A 17,814-nucleotide genomic window follows, 5' to 3' on the forward strand; every position below is an offset into this window, starting at 1 on the left:
ATTCTCGTTTAGGGAATTAGTTTAAAAAATTTGATTAAAAATTACAGCCAAAGAAGATGGACGTATTAAAGATAGCAACAGCAGGTAGTGTAGATGACGGAAAAAGTACCTTGATCGGTAGAATTCTGTACGATACAAAATCATTGACCAGCGATAAGTTGGAAGCCATAGAAAAGACCAGTAAGAGCAAGGGGTATGATTATCTCGATTTCTCATTGGCTACAGATGGTCTTGTGGCCGAGCGTGAGCAAGGTATCACCATAGATGTGGCACATATCTATTTTTCAACAGCAAAGAAAAGTTACATCATAGCCGATACTCCCGGCCATGTAGAGTACACGCGTAACATGGTTACGGGGGCTTCTACGTCTCAAGCGGCGATTATTTTGATCGATGCGAGAAAAGGGGTTATCGAACAGACCAACCGTCACTTTTTTATCAATAACCTCTTGCGCATTAAAGATGTGGTAGTGGCTATTAATAAAATGGACTTGGTAGATTATTCCGAGGAAACTTATAATGCCATTAAGGCCGATTTCGAGGAATTGATGGCCAAAAGGGATTATCAAGACCAGAAGATCACCTTTATTCCCGTTAGCGCCTTGAAGGGTGATAACGTAGTGAATAAAACGGATAAGACGCCTTGGTATACGGGTCCTACTTTGTTAGAGCATTTTGAAGCCCTAGATCGCAAGGATATTTTCAATGTGGGTACACCACGTTTTCCCGTGCAGTACGTAATCCGTCCAAAAACGGAGGAGCACCATGACTTTAGGGGCTTTGCCGGTAAGGTTTACGGTGGGGAGCTTAGCGTAGGTGATGAGGTAGTTGCCTTACCATCGCAAACACGGTCTAAGATCAAGGATATCTATTTTTACGATAAAAAATACCATACCGCTTCAAGAAGGTCTTCGGTAACCATTACTTTGGAAGATGAGATCAATTTGAGTCGAGGCGATATGTTGGTCAAGGCCGAAGATTTGCCTACGATCGATAAGCAGTTTACGGCTACTATCTCTTGGATGGATTCCGATAACCTGACCGCCGGTAAAAAATATGTGGTGCAACACGGGGTGAACAAAGTGTTGGCCAAGGTCGATAACATCCATCACAAGATCAATCCCGATTATTCGGGAATCGATACCAACGTTGACGGGGGATTGGGTATGAACGATATCGCCCAGGTAACCTTCAAATTGAACAAGCCTATTTTCTACGATAAATTCAAAGATCACCGTACCAACGGTTCGTTTATCTTGATCGATACACAAACCAATAATACGGTCGGCGCGGGTTTCATAAGTTAAGAAGTTCGTAAAAAAAGAACAAGGGTTGGGGTTTTGATTCAATTATCCCTATAAAACCTATAGGAAAAATATATAATTAACAATCTGCCGTCAAAACGGTGAGAAACTAGAATAGAGATAGCATGCAAAGTTTCAGAACAGAAATAGAAAACCCCGTAGTTGAGAAGGATATTTTGGCCCTAGAGGCTAAAATACGCCAGTTCAAGGAAGGTAATTTAGACGAGGAAAAGTTTCGTAGTTTGCGTCTGGCCAGGGGTATTTACGGTCAACGTCAACCTGGCGTGCAGATGATCCGTATTAAATTGCCCTACGGAAAAGTTACCTCACGGCAACTTAGGCGCATTAGCGACGTTTCCGATGAATATTCTAGAGGTAGATTGCATATTACTACGCGTCAAGACATCCAGATCCACTATGTGGATATAGACCGTACGCCCGAACTTTGGTCGGAACTCGAAAAAGATGATGTTACCATTCGTGAGGCTTGTGGTAATACGGTCCGTAACGTAACCGCTAGTGAAACCGCCGGGATTGATGTAGATGAACCATTTGATGTTTCGCCCTATGCGCACGCACTTTTTCAGTATTTTTTGCGTAACCCTATCAGTCAGGAAATGGGGCGTAAGTTCAAGGTTTCTTTTTCTGCCAGTGATGCCGATACGGGTCTTTCATACATGCACGACCTTGGTTTTATAGCCAAGATACAAGATGGGGTAAGAGGGTTTAAAGTGATGTTGGGCGGTGGTCTGGGGTCTCAACCACGTCACGCCGATTTGCTTTTTGATTTTCTTGCCGCAGATAAGATCATTCCTTTGATGGATGGTGTAGTTCGTGTCTTTGACCGTTACGGGGAAAGAAAGAGTAGGGCCAAGGCCAGAATGAAATTCTTGTTGAAGGACTTGGGGCTTGACGGATTCAAAGCCTTGTTGGCCGAAGAGCAAAAGGCCGTTCCTTACCAAACCTATCCTATAGATGCCGAGGCCTATCCTAAGGTTGAGGTAGCCAAAGTTGAGGCGCCGCAAGTAGAAATAGAGGATACCGAAGCTTTTGAAATCTGGAAATCTACGAACCTTATACCTCAAAAGCAGGAGGGCTATACCGCTATCGGTATTAAAGTACTGCTAGGGGATTTCTATACGGATAAGGCTAGGTTGTTGGCTGATTTGGTGGATCAATACGCTGCGGGTGAACTAAGGTTGAGCCTTCGTCAGAATATTTTGATTCCTTATGTGGCCAATGAACTGATTCCCTTCTTTTATACGGAACTGAAAAAATTAGGCTTTGTAGAGGCCGGTTATAACAGGGCGGTTGATATTACGGCTTGTCCGGGTACGGATACCTGTAACTTGGGTATTGCGAGTAGTACCGGTATTGCCGAAGAATTGGAACGTATAATAAAAACCGAGTACCCGCAGTACATCAGCAACCCGGATGTGGCCATTAAGATCAGTGGGTGTATGAATGCCTGTGGTCAGCACAACATGGCGAATATCGGTTTTCAGGGGATGAGTATCAGAACCAAGGATAAATTGGTGGCGCCGGCGCTTCAAGTTTTGTTGGGCGGTGGTACCGATGGTGATGGAAACGGAAGATTTGCCGATAAAGTGGTGAAGGTTCCTTCTAAAAGAGGTCCTCAGGCCTTACGGTTGATTTTGGACGATTACGATAAAAATGGCAACGGAAAGTCGTATGCCGATTATTACGAGGAAAAGGGGCAAATGTATTTCTACGATTTTCTAACTCCTTTATCCGATATTGAAAATCTTACGCCGGACGACTTTATCGACTGGGGAAATACGGAGCGCTATGAGAAGGCCATTGGTGTCGGTGAATGTGCAGGTGTAGTGATAGACCTTATTGCCACCTTGCTGTTTGAAAGCGAAGAAAAAATACAGAATGCACAAGAGTCATTCGATGAAAAGAAATGGGCGGCCAGTATCTATCATTCCTATTCTTCCATGGTGAATTCGGCCAAGGCCTTATTGACCTCGGAAAAAGCGAAAGTGAACACCCATGCTACCATTATCAAGGATTTTGATCAAAAATTCATAGCCTCGGGCAGGATCGAGCTCGGAAGGGGGTTTGAAGAATTGGTGCTACAATTGAACAAAAACGAGCCAACGGAAGCTTTTGCAAAAAGTTATTTGGAAGATGCCAAGGCATTTTTGAAAGCGGTGGAAACGTTTAGAAAACAAGAATTGGCAGAGGTTTAACCATGAAACACTCCAACGAAATATCTAACAATTTACCTCATTCGGGTGGTCGACTTACGGTTGTAGGTGCCGGTCCCGGTGATGTGGAGCTCATCACCCTCAAGGCCATAAAGGCACTTGCCGACGCCGATGTGGTGTTGTACGATGCGTTGGTGTCGGTTGAATTGTTAGACTATGCGCCCAAGGCCGAACATATTTTTGTGGGTAAGCGAAAAGGTTGTTATGCCTATCAGCAGGAACAGATCAATGAATTGATCGTAAACCGGGCCAAGGCCAATGCCCGTGTGGTACGTTTAAAAGGCGGGGATCCCTTTGTATTTGGCCGTGGTGCCGAAGAAATGGAGTACGCCGCGTCTCACGGGGTGCAAGTGGCTATGGTGCCGGGTATATCGTCTTGTTTGTCGGTGCCGGCTTCCCAGAACATTCCAGTTACCAAAAGGGGCGCTACCGAGAGTTTTTGGGTGATTACCGGAACAACAAAGGCGCACAAGCTGTCAAGTGATGTGGCTTTGGCCGCAAAGAGCAATGCTACGGTGGTTATTTTGATGGGAATGTCGAAACTATCGCAAATAGTGGAACTGTTCAAGGCAGAGGGCAAATCTGAAACCCCGGTGGCCATTGTGCAAAACGGGACGAGAACGGATGAAAAAGTTGCCATAGGCACTATTGCTTCCATAGAAGGGGAAGTAGAAAAACAAGAGTTGGCCAATCCGGCAATAATTATAATAGGTGAAGTAGTAAAACACAGGGCGAGCATTCTATCCATTGCCCAAAATCAAGAATTACAGTTAAGTAAATAGTTATGATAAAAACAGATATTCTCATCATTGGCGCAGGCCCAACAGGTCTTTTTACGGTATTTGAAGCAGGTTTGTTGAAGTTAAAATGCCATTTGATAGATGCTTTGCCACAACCAGGTGGTCAGTGTTCGGAAATATATCCAAAGAAACCGATCTATGATATTCCCGCTTTTCCAGAAATTCTCGCGGGAGATTTGGTGACCAACCTAATGGAGCAAATTAAGCCTTTTGAAGCAGGTTTTACCTTGGGTGAGCGTGCGGAAACATTAGATAGGCAAGAAGACGGCTCTTTTATAGTAACGACCAATAAGGGTACAAAACACCATGCCCCGGTAGTGGTTATTGCAGGTGGACTTGGGTCATTTGAGCCTAGAAAACCGCCTATTGGGAATATTACCGATTTTGAAGATAAGGGGGTGGCCTATATGATTAAAGATCCCGAAGTATACCGCGACAAAAAAGTGGTGATAGCCGGTGGTGGCGATTCTGCTTTGGACTGGGCAATTTTCTTGGCCGACGTGGCTTCGGAAGTATCCTTGGTGCACCGTAGAAACGAGTTCAGGGGCGCCTTGGATTCCGTAGAAAAAGCAGCGGAATTGGCAAAGGCAGGAAAAATAAAACTGTTTACCGAAGCCGAAGTGAAAAAACTGTACGGTGATGATCATTTGGAAGCAGTGGTCGTAAAGCATAACGATCCCGAAAAAGGGGAGACCTATGTTGAGGTTGATAACTTTATTCCCTTGTTCGGTCTTTCCCCAAAATTGGGTCCGATCGGTGATTGGGGTCTTGAAATAGAACGAAATGCCATTAAGGTAAACAACGCTAAAGATTATCAGACCAACATACCTGGTGTTTTTGCGATCGGCGATGTAAATACCTATGAAGGTAAATTGAAATTGATTTTATCGGGCTTCCATGAGGCGGCCGTAATGTGTCAGTTCGCTTATCAATTGATAAACCCAGGTAAAAGATACGTTATGAAATACACCACTGTAGGTGGGGTAGAAGGTTTTGACGGAAGTAAAAAAGAGGCCAAAAAAGAGGTCGTTCAAAGTATTGCTTAATTAGCTATTAGTGTATATATCGATAAAGGCCTTCTGTTGTAGTATTTGAACAGAAGGCTTTTATTAAATGCAAGCCGCCAAAAACCGGAAGGTTTCTTTGGTTTTGAACCATATGTGGCGTTACTTTGCAAATCGTTCATAAAAATAACAAGACTGTTATCAAGAAAGGTGGAGGGAATAGACCCAGTGAAACCTTGGCAACCCTTTTCTTATAAAGAAGGTGCTACATTCTATCCTAGTATTTGTGGGACAGATAACAAAGAGAGGCAAGATTGTCTGTCCTTATTCCTTTGCTTGATAGTTGTTTGTAGATTGGTCTAAGAGGGGCCTTTGTGCATGAACGTGCGACATAAGAAGGAAATAAGGAAATGAAAAAAATTCAGGAGATATTAAAGGAACGCATTTTAGTATTGGACGGTGCCATGGGTACCATGCTCCAACGCTATAAATTTACCGAGGAAGATTTCCGCGGTGAGCGTTTTAAAGACTGGGAACACCCCTTGCAGGGGAACAACGATCTATTGTCGCTGACCCAACCCGAGGCCATAGCCGATGTGCATCGTAAATACTTTGCCGCAGGCGCCGATATTGTCGAAACCAATACTTTTTCGGGTACTACTATCGCCATGGCCGATTACCATATGGAAGATTTGGTGTACGAACTCAATTATGAGTCCGCACGTATTGCCAAGGAGGTGGCCGATGAGTTTACCGCCAAAGAGCCCAATAAACCAAGGTTTGTAGCGGGGAGTATAGGGCCGACGAACAAAACGGCCAGCATGTCTCCCGATGTAAACGATCCGGGCTATAGGGCCGTTTCTTTCGATGAATTGCGAATTGCCTACAAACAACAGGTGGAAGCCTTGTTAGATGGTGGGGCCGACATTCTTTTGGTAGAGACCATTTTTGATACGCTTAATGCCAAAGCCGCCCTTTTTGCCATTGAAGAGGTAAAGGAGGAACGGAATATAGAGGTGCCCATTATGGTGAGCGGTACCATTACCGATGCCTCGGGAAGAACCTTGTCAGGACAAACGGCAGAGGCATTTTTGATTTCCATTTCACACATTCCGATCCTGTCGGTAGGGTTCAACTGTGCCCTTGGGGCCAATCAGTTGGTGCCACACTTGGAGGTTTTGTCTACCAGAACGGAGCATGCCGTTTCGGCCCACCCGAACGCGGGCTTGCCCAATGCCTTTGGGGAATATGATGAAACCCCCGAGCAAATGGCCGAGCAGATAAAGGAATATGTGGAAAAAGGCCTGGTCAATATCGTTGGCGGGTGCTGTGGTACAACGCCTGAGCACATTACGGCCATTGCGGATCTAGTGAGAAAATACGACCCACGGAAGATTGCCGTAGAATCTTGAAGGGAATGCAGATTCGTCAAGTATAAAAAAATGATGGAGATATTATGAGTAACGACTCGAACATACCGATAACCGATACCCGGCCCTCGGCCGCCCGCTACCTAAAACTATCGGGTTTGGAGCCCTTGGTGATCACCCCCGAAAGTAATTTCGTAAACGTGGGCGAACGTACCAATGTGGCCGGGTCTAAACGTTTTTTACGTCTGATCAAGGAGCGTAAGTTCGAAGAGGCGCTAGACGTTGCAAGAGATCAGGTTGAAGGTGGGGCCCAGATCATCGATATTAATATGGATGACGGCCTGATCGATGGAAAAGAGGCCATGGTCAAATTCTTGAACCTGGTTATTGCCGAACCTGATATTGCCAAGGTGCCTATAATGATCGATAGCTCTAAATGGGATATTATCGAGGCAGGCTTGCAGGTCGTTCAGGGGAAGTGTGTGGTGAACTCCATCAGTCTGAAAGAAGGTGAGGAAGAGTTTATCAATCACGCCAAATTAATAAAAAGATATGGCGCGGCCGTTATCGTAATGGCCTTTGACGAGGTTGGTCAGGCCGACAATTATGATAGGCGCGTAGAAATTTCAAAAAGATCCTATGATATTTTGGTGAACCAAGTAGGTTTTCCGCCGGAAGATATCATTTTCGACCTTAATATTTTCCCCGTTGCCACGGGTATGGACGAGCACAAGCTCAATGCCCTAGATTTTATAAAGGCCACCAAATGGGTGCGTGAGAATCTGCCCTATGCCAGTGTGAGCGGAGGGGTGAGCAATGTTTCCTTTTCGTTTAGGGGGAACAACCCCGTGCGTGAGGCCATGCATTCGGTTTTTCTGTACCATGCCATCAAAGCGGGTATGAACATGGGGATCGTAAACCCGACCATGTTGGAGATTTATGACGACATTCCCAAAGATTTATTAGAGCACGTAGAAGATGTTATTCTCAACCGTAGGGAAGACGCGACCGAACGGTTATTGGATTTTGCCGAATCGGTAGTAGGTAAGGCCAAGGAAAGTAAAATAGACCTTTCGTGGCGTGAAGAACCCTTGCAGGACAGGATTACGAGGGCCCTGGTCAAGGGAATAGATCAATATATAGTAGAAGATGTAGAGGAGGCCCGTATGGCCGCCGATAAGCCTATTGAGGTAATCGAAGGCCACCTTATGATAGGTATGAACGTGGTGGGCGACCTGTTCGGTAGTGGAAAAATGTTTCTGCCCCAGGTGGTGAAGTCGGCCCGTGTCATGAAAAAGGCCGTGGCGTATTTGTTGCCCTATATCGAAGAGGAAAAATTGAAGAATCCGCAAGTAGGGGACGATAAGGGCAATGGAAAAATCTTAATGGCCACCGTTAAGGGCGATGTGCATGACATTGGAAAAAACATTGTAAGTGTAGTCTTGGCCTGTAACAATTACGAGATCGTCGATTTGGGGGTCATGGTTCCGCCCGAAAAGATAATTGCCGAGGCCATAGCCCACAATGTTGACGTTATCGGGTTGAGCGGACTCATTACGCCTTCGCTTGACGAGATGGTGCACTTGGCCAAGGAAATGGAACGCAAGAACTTTAAGGTGCCCTTGCTCATAGGAGGGGCAACGACGAGTAAGGCCCATACGGCCGTAAAAATAGACCCACAATACAGTGAGGCCGTGGTGCACGTAAACGATGCGTCAAGGGCCGTTACCGTAGTGGGCGACCTGTTGCAGAAAGATACCTCGGAGAAATATAAGAAGACGATCAAGGAAGACTATGACGTGTTCAGGGAAAAGTTCTTGAGCCGTACCAAAAAGAAGGAATACAAAAGCCTTGCAGCCGCTAGGGAAAACCGATTTAAGATCGACTGGGAAGCCAGTTCGATCGTAAAGCCCCGTCAGCTTGGTATTCAGGTAATCGAAGATGTGGATCTTGAAAAACTGGTGCCCTTTATAGACTGGACTCCCTTTTTTAGAAGTTGGGAACTGCATGGAAAATACCCTGATATTCTAACCGACGAGATTGTAGGCGAACAGGCCACCGAGCTTTTTGCCGATGCACAAAAAATGCTGCAATCTATCTTAAAGGATAAAAAATTGACGGGTAAAGGGATTTTCGGACTCTTTCCGGCCAATACCTTGGAGAACCATGACGATATTGAAGTAGAGGTCAACGACGGCCAAGAGGATAAAACATATGTCTTTAGAACCTTGCGCCAGCAATTGAAACGTCGCGAGGGCGTGCCAGATTACGCACTGGCCGATTTTGTGGCGCCAAAAGAATCGGGTAAGCAAGATTATGTAGGGTGCTTTTGTGTGACTACAGGTTTTGGAACCGACGAACTGGCGGATGCCTACCGTAAGAACCTAGACGATTACAACTCCATTTTGGTAAAGGCGCTGAGCGACCGTTTGGCCGAAGCTTTTGCCGAATACTTGCATCTAGAGGTGCGAAGGGAGCATTGGGGCTATGCCGCCGATGAGCATTTGAAAAACGACGAGTTGATCGATGAGAAATATAAGGGTATCCGTCCCGCACCAGGATATCCGGCCTGTCCCGACCACCTTGAAAAGCTGACCCTTTGGGATATGCTCAAGGTAGAGGAGCGGATCGGTGTGAAACTTACCGACAGTCTGGCCATGTGGCCGGCTTCATCGGTTTCGGGCTATTATTTTGGGAATTCCGAAGCCCGGTATTTCGGGTTGGGAAAAATAAAGGAAGACCAAGTGGCCGATTTTGCCGAACGGAAGGGCATTTCCCTAGAAGAGGCGACCAAGTGGTTGGCACCGAATATAGCGGACGATTGAAATAGAACACATATGCCGAGGTAAAGCGGATGCTTTTAGCGGTGTAGTCGATTGAGAAAACAGAATAATGCGTTAGGGATAGGAGCGGTATCTTTTTAAAGTCCGACAGGCTTTAAAAAATTTAGCGGATAGCCCGCCCGAACGCCATAAAAGAGCATAAACATTAAATTTCCCGGTCAAGGGGCAGCATACATGAAAATAACGGACCATATAAAGAATGCAAAGGGCAAAACTTTATTTTCCTTTGAAATTATACCGCCTGTAAAAGGACATCAGATTCAACAACTTTACGATAATATCGATCCCTTGATGGATTTCAAGCCTCCGTTCATTGATGTGACCACGTCGCGGGAGGAGTATGTGTATATTGATCGTGACGGTCTGTTGGATAAGAAGTTGACCCGTATGCGTCCCGGTACCGTTGGTATTTGTGCGTCTATAAAGCACAAGTACAATGTAGATACCGTTCCCCATGTGCTTTGTGGTGGGTTTACACGGGAAGAGACCGAGTATCTGTTGGTAGATTGCCATTATTTGGGCATCGACAATATTATGGCCCTTCGTGGCGATGCCATGAAAGACGAAAAATATTTTCAGCCGACCAAGGGAGGGCATGCCTATGCCGTTGATTTGGTGAAGCAGGTACACGAACTGAATTGTGGTAATTATTTGCACGATACGGTAGAGACCGATAATTGTGCCGATTTCTGTATTGGTGTGGCCGGATATCCTGAAAAACACCTGGAGGCGCCTTCTTTGAAATCGGACTTAAAACGATTGAAGGAAAAGGTAGATGCCGGTGCCGATTATGTGGTGACCCAGATGTTTTTTGATAATAAAAAATACTTTCAGTTTGTAGAGGAAGCCAAAAAAATGGGCATAAACATTCCGATCATTCCGGGAATCAAACCTATTGCGGTCAAAAGACACTTGCAGTTGCTGCCACAGGTATTTCGGATAGATTTGCCGCAAGACCTGATCGATGCCGTTGACGATTGTGCCTCGAACAAAGAGGTGCGTCAAGTGGGTATTGAGTGGGCCATTCAGCAATCAAAGGAGTTGAAAGCGGCCGGGGTTCCCGTACTGCACTATTACTCCATGGGTAAATCGGATAATATCAAGGCCATTGCCGAGGAGATTTTTTAAATAAAGGGCTTTGTAAGAAAATAAAGGCGAACCTTGGGCTTAAAATAACGAATAATATTATTTTTGCGCTCCATGAGCCCAAGGGTGTTTTTATTTTTTCTGATGTGTGCCGGATATTGTTTTTCACAAGAGTCCGAAAAAGCCCATACTTATACGTTTGAAGCGAACCAGTTTTACGGTTCCATTATACTTCACAATCCTGATATTTCGCATTTGATTACAGATCACCCTGCGGGTGTTGTTCTTGCGTACAATCGAAAGACTTTTGGTTTAAAGGAATGGGAGGAGTGGTACAACTATCCTGATTTGGGGGGCTCGTTTATCTATCACAACACGAACAGTTCGGTTCTCGGTGAGGCCTATGCTGTGTACGCCCATTTCAACTTTTACTTTTTAAAGCGCAACCTTCAGTTTCGGGTGGCCCAGGGGCTGGCCTATATGACCAACCCCTACGATCGGGAGACCAATTTTAGGAACAATGCCTACGGTACGCGATTGTTGAGCTCTAACTATGCCATGATAAATTACCATAAGGAGAATATTTATAAGGGCTTGGGCTTTAAGGCGGGTATTTCTATCATGCATTTCTCCAATGCCAATGTAAAGGCACCCAATACCTCTACCAATACCTTCGCCTTTAATTTGGGGCTAACGTATACCTTGGAAGGTAAGGACACGGAATATATTCGACGGGAAAAGGTAAGGCTTACCGAGCCTGTCAAATACAATTTGGTCTTTAGGGGAGGTGTCAACGAGAGCGACAATATTGGCCACGGACAATATCCGTTCTATATTTTTTCGGCTTATGCCGATAAACGCCTAGGGCGAAAAAGTGCCGTTCAATTGGGAGCGGATGTGTTTTTTAGCAATTTTTTGAAGGAATTGATAAGGTATCAATCGATTTCATTTCCTGAAAATGACATAGATCCCGATACCGATTTTAAACGGGTGGGAGTATTTGTGGGACATGAACTTTTTATCAATAAGCTTTCCATTGAAACACAGCTCGGGTATTATGTGTATTACCCCTTTGATTTTGAGGGAAAGGTGTATAACCGCCTTAGTCTCAAACGTTATTTTGGTGATAAGGTATTTGGGGTGGTAAGCCTGAAATCACATGCCGCCGCAGCCGAAGCGGTGGAATTCGGTGTAGGGATACGATTATAATGAAAGAGGTATAAAATATGGCAATAGGATTAAAAGATAGGGATAGTGAAACCGTGCCTTTGGGCAGTGGTAGAGTGGTGCGCTGGTCTCGTTTTTTTGCGATGCTTTGTTGTACCGTTGTGCTTGTTTCCTGTAATGGTGAAAATGCTTCCGACTGTTTTCAGAATACCGGTGATATCGTTCGTGAAGAGGTAGTGGTTGATAATTTTACCCAGATTACCGTTTACGAGAATGTAAGCTTGGTCGTAAAGCAAGGTGCCGTTCAAAAGGTAGAGATTGAAACGGGAAGTGTATTGCGGAACGAGGTTACGGCCGAGGTGGTAGATGGGCGGCTGATTTTACGCGATACCAATGATTGTAATTATTTTAGGGATTATGGCGTTACAAAAATTTACGTGACCGCCCCCGATATTACCGAGATACGAAGCAGCACCGGCTGGCCTATTTCAAGCGATGGCGTTTTGGCGTATTCGAGATTGAACCTATTGTCTGAAAGTTTTGCCGACCCCGAAGCACAAACCACCGATGGTGAGTTTGATTTGGAGGTGGCGGCTACCGACCTGAACGTGATAGTGAACGGAATCGCTTATTTTAAGTTGAAAGGTACGGTCGATAATTTAAGTTTGACTATTGCTGCGGGCGATTCGCGCATAGAGGCCGCGGACCTGGTCGCCCAAAGCGTGACCTTGAACCATAGGGGGTCGAACGATATGTACGTGAATCCGCAAGAGTCCATTAAAGGGGTAATTCGCGGGGTTGGTGACGTCTTTAGTTCAAACCGGCCGACAGAGGTAGATGTGGAAGAATTATACAAAGGGCGCCTCATTTTTGAGTAGTTTCCCGGGTTAAGGTTCAACTTCTGCCCATAAGAGCGGTACGGGCACAAATGCAATCTGTAACTTTGTGCCGACCGAAACCCGATATGAATCCGATACTCAAGTATATAGAAAACCTGTTCGCTAAGAAGCGTGTGTTGGGCAATGATCCATTGTTGAACGGATTGGTGGAGGCCGATCGCCTGTTGTTAGATCTGGTGTCGGAAGAGAAAGTCCCCGGTCTGGCCATTACGGTACTCAAGCAGGGGGAGCCCTTTTTTCAAAAGGGATACGGCCTTGCCGATCTGGAAAGGAAGCTTCCGGTAGACCCTCAAAGTTCCGTGTTTCGCATTGCCAGTGTTTCAAAGCCTATTGCGGCTACCGCCTTGGCCTATATGGTGGGCGATGACTTGATCGATCTAGATGCTTCCTTTTACACTTATGTACCTTATTACCCGAAGAAAAAATACGATTTTACCATTCGTCAATTGGCGAGTCATACCGCTGGTATAAGAGGGTATAGGGGTATTGAGTACGGCCTGAACAAGCCTTATACCATCAAGGAGAGTATTGAAATCTTTAAAGACGATGAATTGCTCTTTAAGCCCGGAACGGACTATCTTTATAATAGTTTTGATTGGGTGTTGATATCCTTGGCCATGGAAGAGGTCAGTGGAATACCGTTCGAGACCTATGTGCAAGAGAAGGTTTTGGTGCCCTTGGGGATGGACCGTACGTCATGGCCCGATTTAGGGCATACCCAAGCGGAACCATGTTTCTACTCTAAAAACAAAAGGGGCTTTCGTAAGGCCATTCCCGTGAACAACTATTATAAAATGGCGGGCGGGGGCTTTCTTTCTACAACGCCCGATATAGCCAAGTTCGGGCAGGCCTATCTTGAGGGCCGGGTATTGACACCTGGGCTTCGGAACGAGTTTCTCAGTGCTCAAAAGGTCGATGGTAGCTCTATTTATTACGGTCTGGGATGGCAGGTAAGCCAAGATGCCCAAGGAAGGCCTTACTATGGCCATGTGGGCAATGGCGTGGGCGGATACTCCAATTTCTTCGTCTACCCTGAAGAGGAAATGGTATTTTCCATATTGATCAATTGTACCGATCCCAAGGTGCAACCGGAACTGGATGTGGTTATCGATAGCCTGATACGGTCTAAGGAAGGGCAGTCCGGCCCATTGTAGCGGGTTTTGACTTAAATGCTGAAATAGTTAATGCATAAGCTTTTTGAAGGGGTATAAGCTTGTTACTTGCCTTGAAATCGTTTAGCTTTAGATAAAAAGCTATGAAAAATCTAAAATCAATTATTTTGACCCTCGGATGCGGGCTCTTTGCATTTACCTTAAGTGCCCAAGAGATAACCTCTTTTTCGGGCATGTGGGGACCTGAATTTTATCAAGATCGACAAAAGTTGACGTGGAAGGAAATCGATAAGATCATGTCGGAAAGTCAAGTGGCCCAAATGAACTGGGAAAAATCGAAAAAACAAATGATGGGAGGTATGATTGCCGGGGCCGCCAATTTTGGTACGGCCATTTGGTTTTTGGTGAACGAGAACGATGACAAGAGTGTTACGGCACCTGCCATCGCTTTTGCAGGAACCGGGATCATTGGCTCTATTTTCTTTCACCACGCCATGAAAAACAAAAAGGAGGCCATACTCAATTATAACGATAGTTTGGGTAACGGAACGTCGTTCCGTATGGAGCCCGCCGTTAATGAAAACGGAGTCGGCTTGGCCCTGAAGTTTTGATTCGGACTACTGTAACCCTATCCGGAATTCCACATAGGGCTTCCGGATTTTTTGTTTTTAGTCGGAAGTAAGTTCGGTGAACAGGCTTTCGAGGTTTTTGTTCTTGCGGCTCAGTTGCAAGGTCTTCAGTTGGTTGTCGTGCGCAAAATCGAAAACGGCCGGGCGCATGTCTTTGGAGGTGCTGAACGTGATTTCATAGACAAAACCACCTGTGTTTTTTACATGGCTTACGTTGGGCAACTTGTTCAAGAAGGCCTCTTCTACCCGGTAATCGAACTCCACCTCAATGATCTGTTCTTCGGCATCGCGTAGTTCGCTAAGTTTCTTGTCGGCTACAAGTACACCTTTGTTGATGATCAGAACGCGGTCGCAAACGGCCTCTACCTCTTTCATGATGTGGGTCGAGAGCAGTATGGTCTTTTCCTTTCCGATCTCTTTGATGAGTTTTCTGATTTCCAATAGTTGGTTGGGGTCGAGTCCGGTGGTGGGTTCGTCTAAGATCAGTACTTCGGGATCGTGCAATAAGGCGGCGGCAAGTCCGACACGTTGGCGGTAGCCCTTAGACAGTTGCCCGATTTTTTTATGGGCTTCAGGTGATAGTCCGGTTTGATCAATGACCTCGGGTATCCTGGCTTTGTCCGTTTTGTAGACATCTGCGTTAAAGGCAAGGTATTCCTTTACATACATGTCTAGATATAGGGGGTTGTGCTCGGGCAGGTAGCCGATACTCTCTTGAACTTTTTTCTTTTCCGTCAGAACATCGAAGGAGTTGACCGAAGCCTCACCTTTATCGGCCGTATAATAGGTGGTCAGTATCTTCATCATGGTTGACTTTCCGGCGCCGTTCGGCCCTAAAAAACCAACGATTTCCCCTTTTTGAAGTTTAAAGCTGATGTTCTTCAAAGCTTTTTGGCTTCCGAAAGTTTTGCTGATTTTGTAGACGCTTATAGACATATTGGGACAAATGAAAGTTAGATAGTTGTTCTGAATGTAGATTTTAACGATGTACTTTTTAAGGGTACTTTCGGTTCATCCATCAAAAATAAACAATTAAGTAATATCGTATTTTTTAAAAAGGTGTCTGCGAACTATGAAATATAAAAATAGACCAATGCCTGAGTGCGAGATACATATAAATTGGAAAAAAATCGGTTCTACCCGTTTATTTTTAAATTTAATTGTTACTTTAGCCGAAGTTTAAGTGTGTTATGACAAAGCGATTCTTTTTCAACGGTTTTTATTTTTACTTCTTTTTTGAGAGAGGTACGGGACTGTTGTAAAATATTGCATGATATAAACCAATTGAAGTCCCGTGAAAAACGGGACTTTTTTTGTTCAATACCTATTGGGAATTATCGTTTAAAAGTGTTTCCCATAAGGCAGAAAGCCAGTTATGAAGCTAAAAATAGCCATTCAGGGAATTAAGGGGTCTAACCACCACCAAGTAGCCCGAGAGTATTTTGATGATAATGTAGATTTGGTAGAATGTATGTCGTTTGATTTCTTGGTAGATCAATTGCTGCAAAAGACCGCTGATATAGGTGTAATGGCCATTGAGAATTCAATTGCTGGCTCGATCATACCGAACTATGCCCTGGTTTACCATAAGGATTTGCATATTATTGGGGAGCACTACCTTAATATCCATCACCATTTAATGGCCTTAAAGGGACAGGAAATAGCCGATATTGAAGAAGTGAGGTCGCACCCTATGGCCCTGTTGCAGTGCAAGGAATTTTTTGGCGATTATCCACACATTAAAATGGTGGAAGATGTTGATACGGCCGAAACGGCAAAACGGATTCAAGAGCAACAGTTAAGGCATATTGCGGCCATAGCTCCGGAAGTTGCCGCCGATTTATACGATTTGAACATCGTAGCACGGGACATACAGACCATTCAAAACAATGCAACCCGCTTTATTATTGTAAAGACAAAAAATAAAGTGCTTCCGAAGGAAGAGATCAACAAGGCCTCGGTACGTTTTGTTACCGACCATAAACGCGGAAGTCTTGCGGCTGTGCTTAATGTTATGAGTGATTGCAATTTGAACTTGACCAAAATACAGTCGCTGCCCATAATTGAGACACCATGGAAATACGCCTTTTTTGTTGACGTGACTTTTGATGGTTATGATTGTTTTGACAAGGCAAAATCACTGTTGAACATCATGTCGGAAGACTTTAAGGTGTTGGGTGAATATAAAAATGCGAGAATATGATACGAACGGCAAATCGTTTACATACAGTTGAAGAATATTACTTCTCGAAAAAGTTGCGAGAGGTAAGAGGTTTGATCGCCGAAGGAAGGCCCGTGATCAATATGGGTATCGGAAGTCCGGATCTGGCCCCCTCCGAAGCGATCATAAAGAGTATTCAAGATGCGGTCTTGGAAGAAGGTGCGCACCAGTATCAGAGTTATCAGGGTTTGCCCGAACTGCGTCAGGGTGTAGCGGGTTTTTATAGTGAAAAATTCGATGTTACGGTAGATCCATTGACCGAGATTTTACCCTTAATGGGTTCAAAGGAAGGTATTATGCACATTAGCATGGCCTTTTTGAACGAGGGCGATGTTGCCTTGATACCCAATCCGGGCTATCCTACCTATACCTCGGTCACGAAGTTGGTAGGGGCAGAGGCAAAATATTATAACCTAAGTGCCGAAAGCGGATGGTTTCCCGATTTGGAAGAATTGCAGGAACACGATTTGTCAAAGGTAAAGATCATGTGGACAAGTTACCCCCATATGCCGACCGGGGCCACGGCGACAAAAGGGCAGTTTGAAAAATTGGTGGAATTTGCCAAAAAGAACGATATCCTTTTGGTAAACGACAACCCCTATAGTTTCGTGCTTAACGATGCGCCGGTAAGTATTTTGGCCGTCGATGGGGCGAAAGAGGTGGCCATAGAGCTAAACTCCTTGAGCAAGACCTTTAATATGGCCGGTTGGCGCGTAGGAATGGTATTGGGCGGGGCCGAACATATCAATGCCGTGCTAAAGGTAAAAAGTAATATGGATTCGGGGATGTTCTACGGAATTCAGAAAGGAGCCATAGAGGCCCTGAAAAGTGATCAAGATTGGTTCGATAGGCTGAATGAGGTATATCGCTCTAGAAAGGCGCTTATGTGTCAATTGGCCGATAAATTGAACTGTACCTATGATACCGATGCGGTTGGAATGTTCCTTTGGGCAAAGTTGCCGGAAGGAAGCAAATCTGCCGAAGAGTTTATAGATGAGGTACTGTACGAAAAGAACCTTTTTATAACCCCGGGAACCATTTTTGGAAGTAAGGGCGAAGGGTATATACGATTTTCATTGTGTGTGCCCGAAGAAAAGATCGAAGAGGCGATAAGCCGTTTTTAGAATGACGAACAAGAGTTGATA

General features: G+C 45.0%; 14 protein-coding genes and 1 riboswitch. Of the genes, 13 read left to right on the top strand and 1 reads right to left on the bottom strand.

From position 1 onward, the window contains the following. Positions 1-56: 56 nt before the first annotated feature. The 11 genes from B4Q04_RS15815 (at position 57) to B4Q04_RS15865 (ending at position 14,430) form a co-directional block, all read left to right on the top strand. Positions 57-1,307, top strand: a complete 1,251-nt coding sequence (locus B4Q04_RS15815) for a sulfate adenylyltransferase subunit 1 (RefSeq protein WP_013992219.1) — start codon at positions 57-59, stop codon at positions 1,305-1,307. A 122-nt stretch (positions 1,308-1,429) separates the two neighbouring features. Next, positions 1,430-3,520: a HEPN domain-containing protein gene (locus B4Q04_RS15820; protein ID WP_088697402.1), complete on the top strand. Its 2,091-nt coding sequence runs from the start codon at positions 1,430-1,432 to the stop codon at positions 3,518-3,520. 2 nt (positions 3,521-3,522) lie between these two features. Further along, positions 3,523-4,320, top strand: a complete 798-nt coding sequence (gene cobA / locus B4Q04_RS15825) for a uroporphyrinogen-III C-methyltransferase (protein WP_201723408.1) — start codon at positions 3,523-3,525, stop codon at positions 4,318-4,320. A 2-nt stretch (positions 4,321-4,322) separates the two neighbouring features. Then, positions 4,323-5,384, top strand: coding sequence for an NAD(P)/FAD-dependent oxidoreductase (locus tag B4Q04_RS15830; RefSeq protein WP_013992216.1), 1,062 nt, complete (start codon positions 4,323-4,325; stop codon positions 5,382-5,384). A gap of 153 nt (positions 5,385-5,537) precedes the next feature. After that, a riboswitch (SAM riboswitch) is annotated at positions 5,538-5,644 on the top strand. A 108-nt stretch (positions 5,645-5,752) separates the two neighbouring features. Beyond that, positions 5,753-6,754, top strand: a complete 1,002-nt coding sequence (locus B4Q04_RS15835; protein ID WP_013992214.1) for a homocysteine S-methyltransferase family protein — start codon at positions 5,753-5,755, stop codon at positions 6,752-6,754. A gap of 44 nt (positions 6,755-6,798) precedes the next feature. Continuing rightward, entirely contained in the window at positions 6,799-9,537 is a 2,739-nt protein-coding gene (metH, locus tag B4Q04_RS15840) for a methionine synthase (RefSeq protein WP_013992213.1), read from the top strand. A 192-nt stretch (positions 9,538-9,729) separates the two neighbouring features. Then, positions 9,730-10,683 (top strand): methylenetetrahydrofolate reductase [NAD(P)H], encoded by a 954-nt coding sequence (gene metF, locus B4Q04_RS15845; RefSeq protein ID WP_013992212.1) that lies wholly within the window; start codon positions 9,730-9,732, stop codon positions 10,681-10,683. A gap of 72 nt (positions 10,684-10,755) precedes the next feature. Next, positions 10,756-11,850, top strand: coding sequence for an acyloxyacyl hydrolase (locus B4Q04_RS15850; protein WP_088697403.1), 1,095 nt, complete (start codon positions 10,756-10,758; stop codon positions 11,848-11,850). Positions 11,851-11,867: 17 nt separating this feature from the next. Further along, positions 11,868-12,686, top strand: a complete 819-nt coding sequence (locus B4Q04_RS15855) for a head GIN domain-containing protein (RefSeq protein ID WP_231854794.1) — start codon at positions 11,868-11,870, stop codon at positions 12,684-12,686. An 86-nt stretch (positions 12,687-12,772) separates the two neighbouring features. After that, positions 12,773-13,861, top strand: coding sequence for a serine hydrolase domain-containing protein (locus tag B4Q04_RS15860; protein ID WP_088697404.1), 1,089 nt, complete (start codon positions 12,773-12,775; stop codon positions 13,859-13,861). A 101-nt stretch (positions 13,862-13,962) separates the two neighbouring features. Further along, positions 13,963-14,430 (top strand): hypothetical protein, encoded by a 468-nt coding sequence (locus B4Q04_RS15865; RefSeq protein ID WP_088697405.1) that lies wholly within the window; start codon positions 13,963-13,965, stop codon positions 14,428-14,430. A 57-nt stretch (positions 14,431-14,487) separates the two neighbouring features. Here the strand turns inward: B4Q04_RS15865 and gldA are convergent, their stop codons facing one another. Then, complete coding sequence (gene gldA / locus B4Q04_RS15870) at positions 14,488-15,384, bottom strand: gliding motility-associated ABC transporter ATP-binding subunit GldA (RefSeq protein WP_013992207.1); 897 nt, start codon at positions 15,382-15,384, stop codon at positions 14,488-14,490. 439 nt (positions 15,385-15,823) lie between these two features. On the opposite strand from gldA, the gene B4Q04_RS15875 reads away from it, so the two are divergent. Further along, positions 15,824-16,651 (top strand): prephenate dehydratase, encoded by an 828-nt coding sequence (locus B4Q04_RS15875; RefSeq protein ID WP_013992206.1) that lies wholly within the window; start codon positions 15,824-15,826, stop codon positions 16,649-16,651. Further along, entirely contained in the window at positions 16,648-17,793 is a 1,146-nt protein-coding gene (locus B4Q04_RS15880; RefSeq protein ID WP_088697406.1) for a pyridoxal phosphate-dependent aminotransferase, read from the top strand. Before B4Q04_RS15875 ends, B4Q04_RS15880 begins: the two co-directional genes overlap by 4 nt. Positions 17,794-17,814 lie beyond the last annotated feature (21 nt).

It is taken from the genome of Zobellia sp. OII3 (assembly GCF_002211465.1).
In the GTDB taxonomy this organism is placed as follows: domain Bacteria; phylum Bacteroidota; class Bacteroidia; order Flavobacteriales; family Flavobacteriaceae; genus Zobellia; species Zobellia galactanivorans.

What these genes read in the sequence shown, in the direction of transcription:
- B4Q04_RS15865 (WP_088697405.1), top strand. Translation starts at nt 13,963, where the DNA reads ATGAAAAATCTAAAATCAATTATTTTGACCCTCGGATGCGGGCTCTTT.
- B4Q04_RS15830 (WP_013992216.1), top strand. Translation starts at nt 4,323, where the DNA reads ATGATAAAAACAGATATTCTCATCATTGGCGCAGGCCCAACAGGTCTT.
- B4Q04_RS15850 (WP_088697403.1), top strand. Translation starts at nt 10,756, where the DNA reads ATGAGCCCAAGGGTGTTTTTATTTTTTCTGATGTGTGCCGGATATTGT.
- metF (WP_013992212.1), top strand. Translation starts at nt 9,730, where the DNA reads ATGAAAATAACGGACCATATAAAGAATGCAAAGGGCAAAACTTTATTT.
- B4Q04_RS15880 (WP_088697406.1), top strand. Translation starts at nt 16,648, where the DNA reads ATGATACGAACGGCAAATCGTTTACATACAGTTGAAGAATATTACTTC.
- B4Q04_RS15835 (WP_013992214.1), top strand. Translation starts at nt 5,753, where the DNA reads ATGAAAAAAATTCAGGAGATATTAAAGGAACGCATTTTAGTATTGGAC.
- B4Q04_RS15815 (WP_013992219.1), top strand. Translation starts at nt 57, where the DNA reads ATGGACGTATTAAAGATAGCAACAGCAGGTAGTGTAGATGACGGAAAA.
- B4Q04_RS15875 (WP_013992206.1), top strand. Translation starts at nt 15,824, where the DNA reads ATGAAGCTAAAAATAGCCATTCAGGGAATTAAGGGGTCTAACCACCAC.
- cobA (WP_201723408.1), top strand. Translation starts at nt 3,523, where the DNA reads ATGAAACACTCCAACGAAATATCTAACAATTTACCTCATTCGGGTGGT.
- metH (WP_013992213.1), top strand. Translation starts at nt 6,799, where the DNA reads ATGAGTAACGACTCGAACATACCGATAACCGATACCCGGCCCTCGGCC.
- B4Q04_RS15855 (WP_231854794.1), top strand. Translation starts at nt 11,868, where the DNA reads ATGGCAATAGGATTAAAAGATAGGGATAGTGAAACCGTGCCTTTGGGC.
- B4Q04_RS15820 (WP_088697402.1), top strand. Translation starts at nt 1,430, where the DNA reads ATGCAAAGTTTCAGAACAGAAATAGAAAACCCCGTAGTTGAGAAGGAT.
- gldA (WP_013992207.1), bottom strand. Translation starts at nt 15,384, where the DNA reads ATGTCTATAAGCGTCTACAAAATCAGCAAAACTTTCGGAAGCCAAAAA.
- B4Q04_RS15860 (WP_088697404.1), top strand. Translation starts at nt 12,773, where the DNA reads ATGAATCCGATACTCAAGTATATAGAAAACCTGTTCGCTAAGAAGCGT.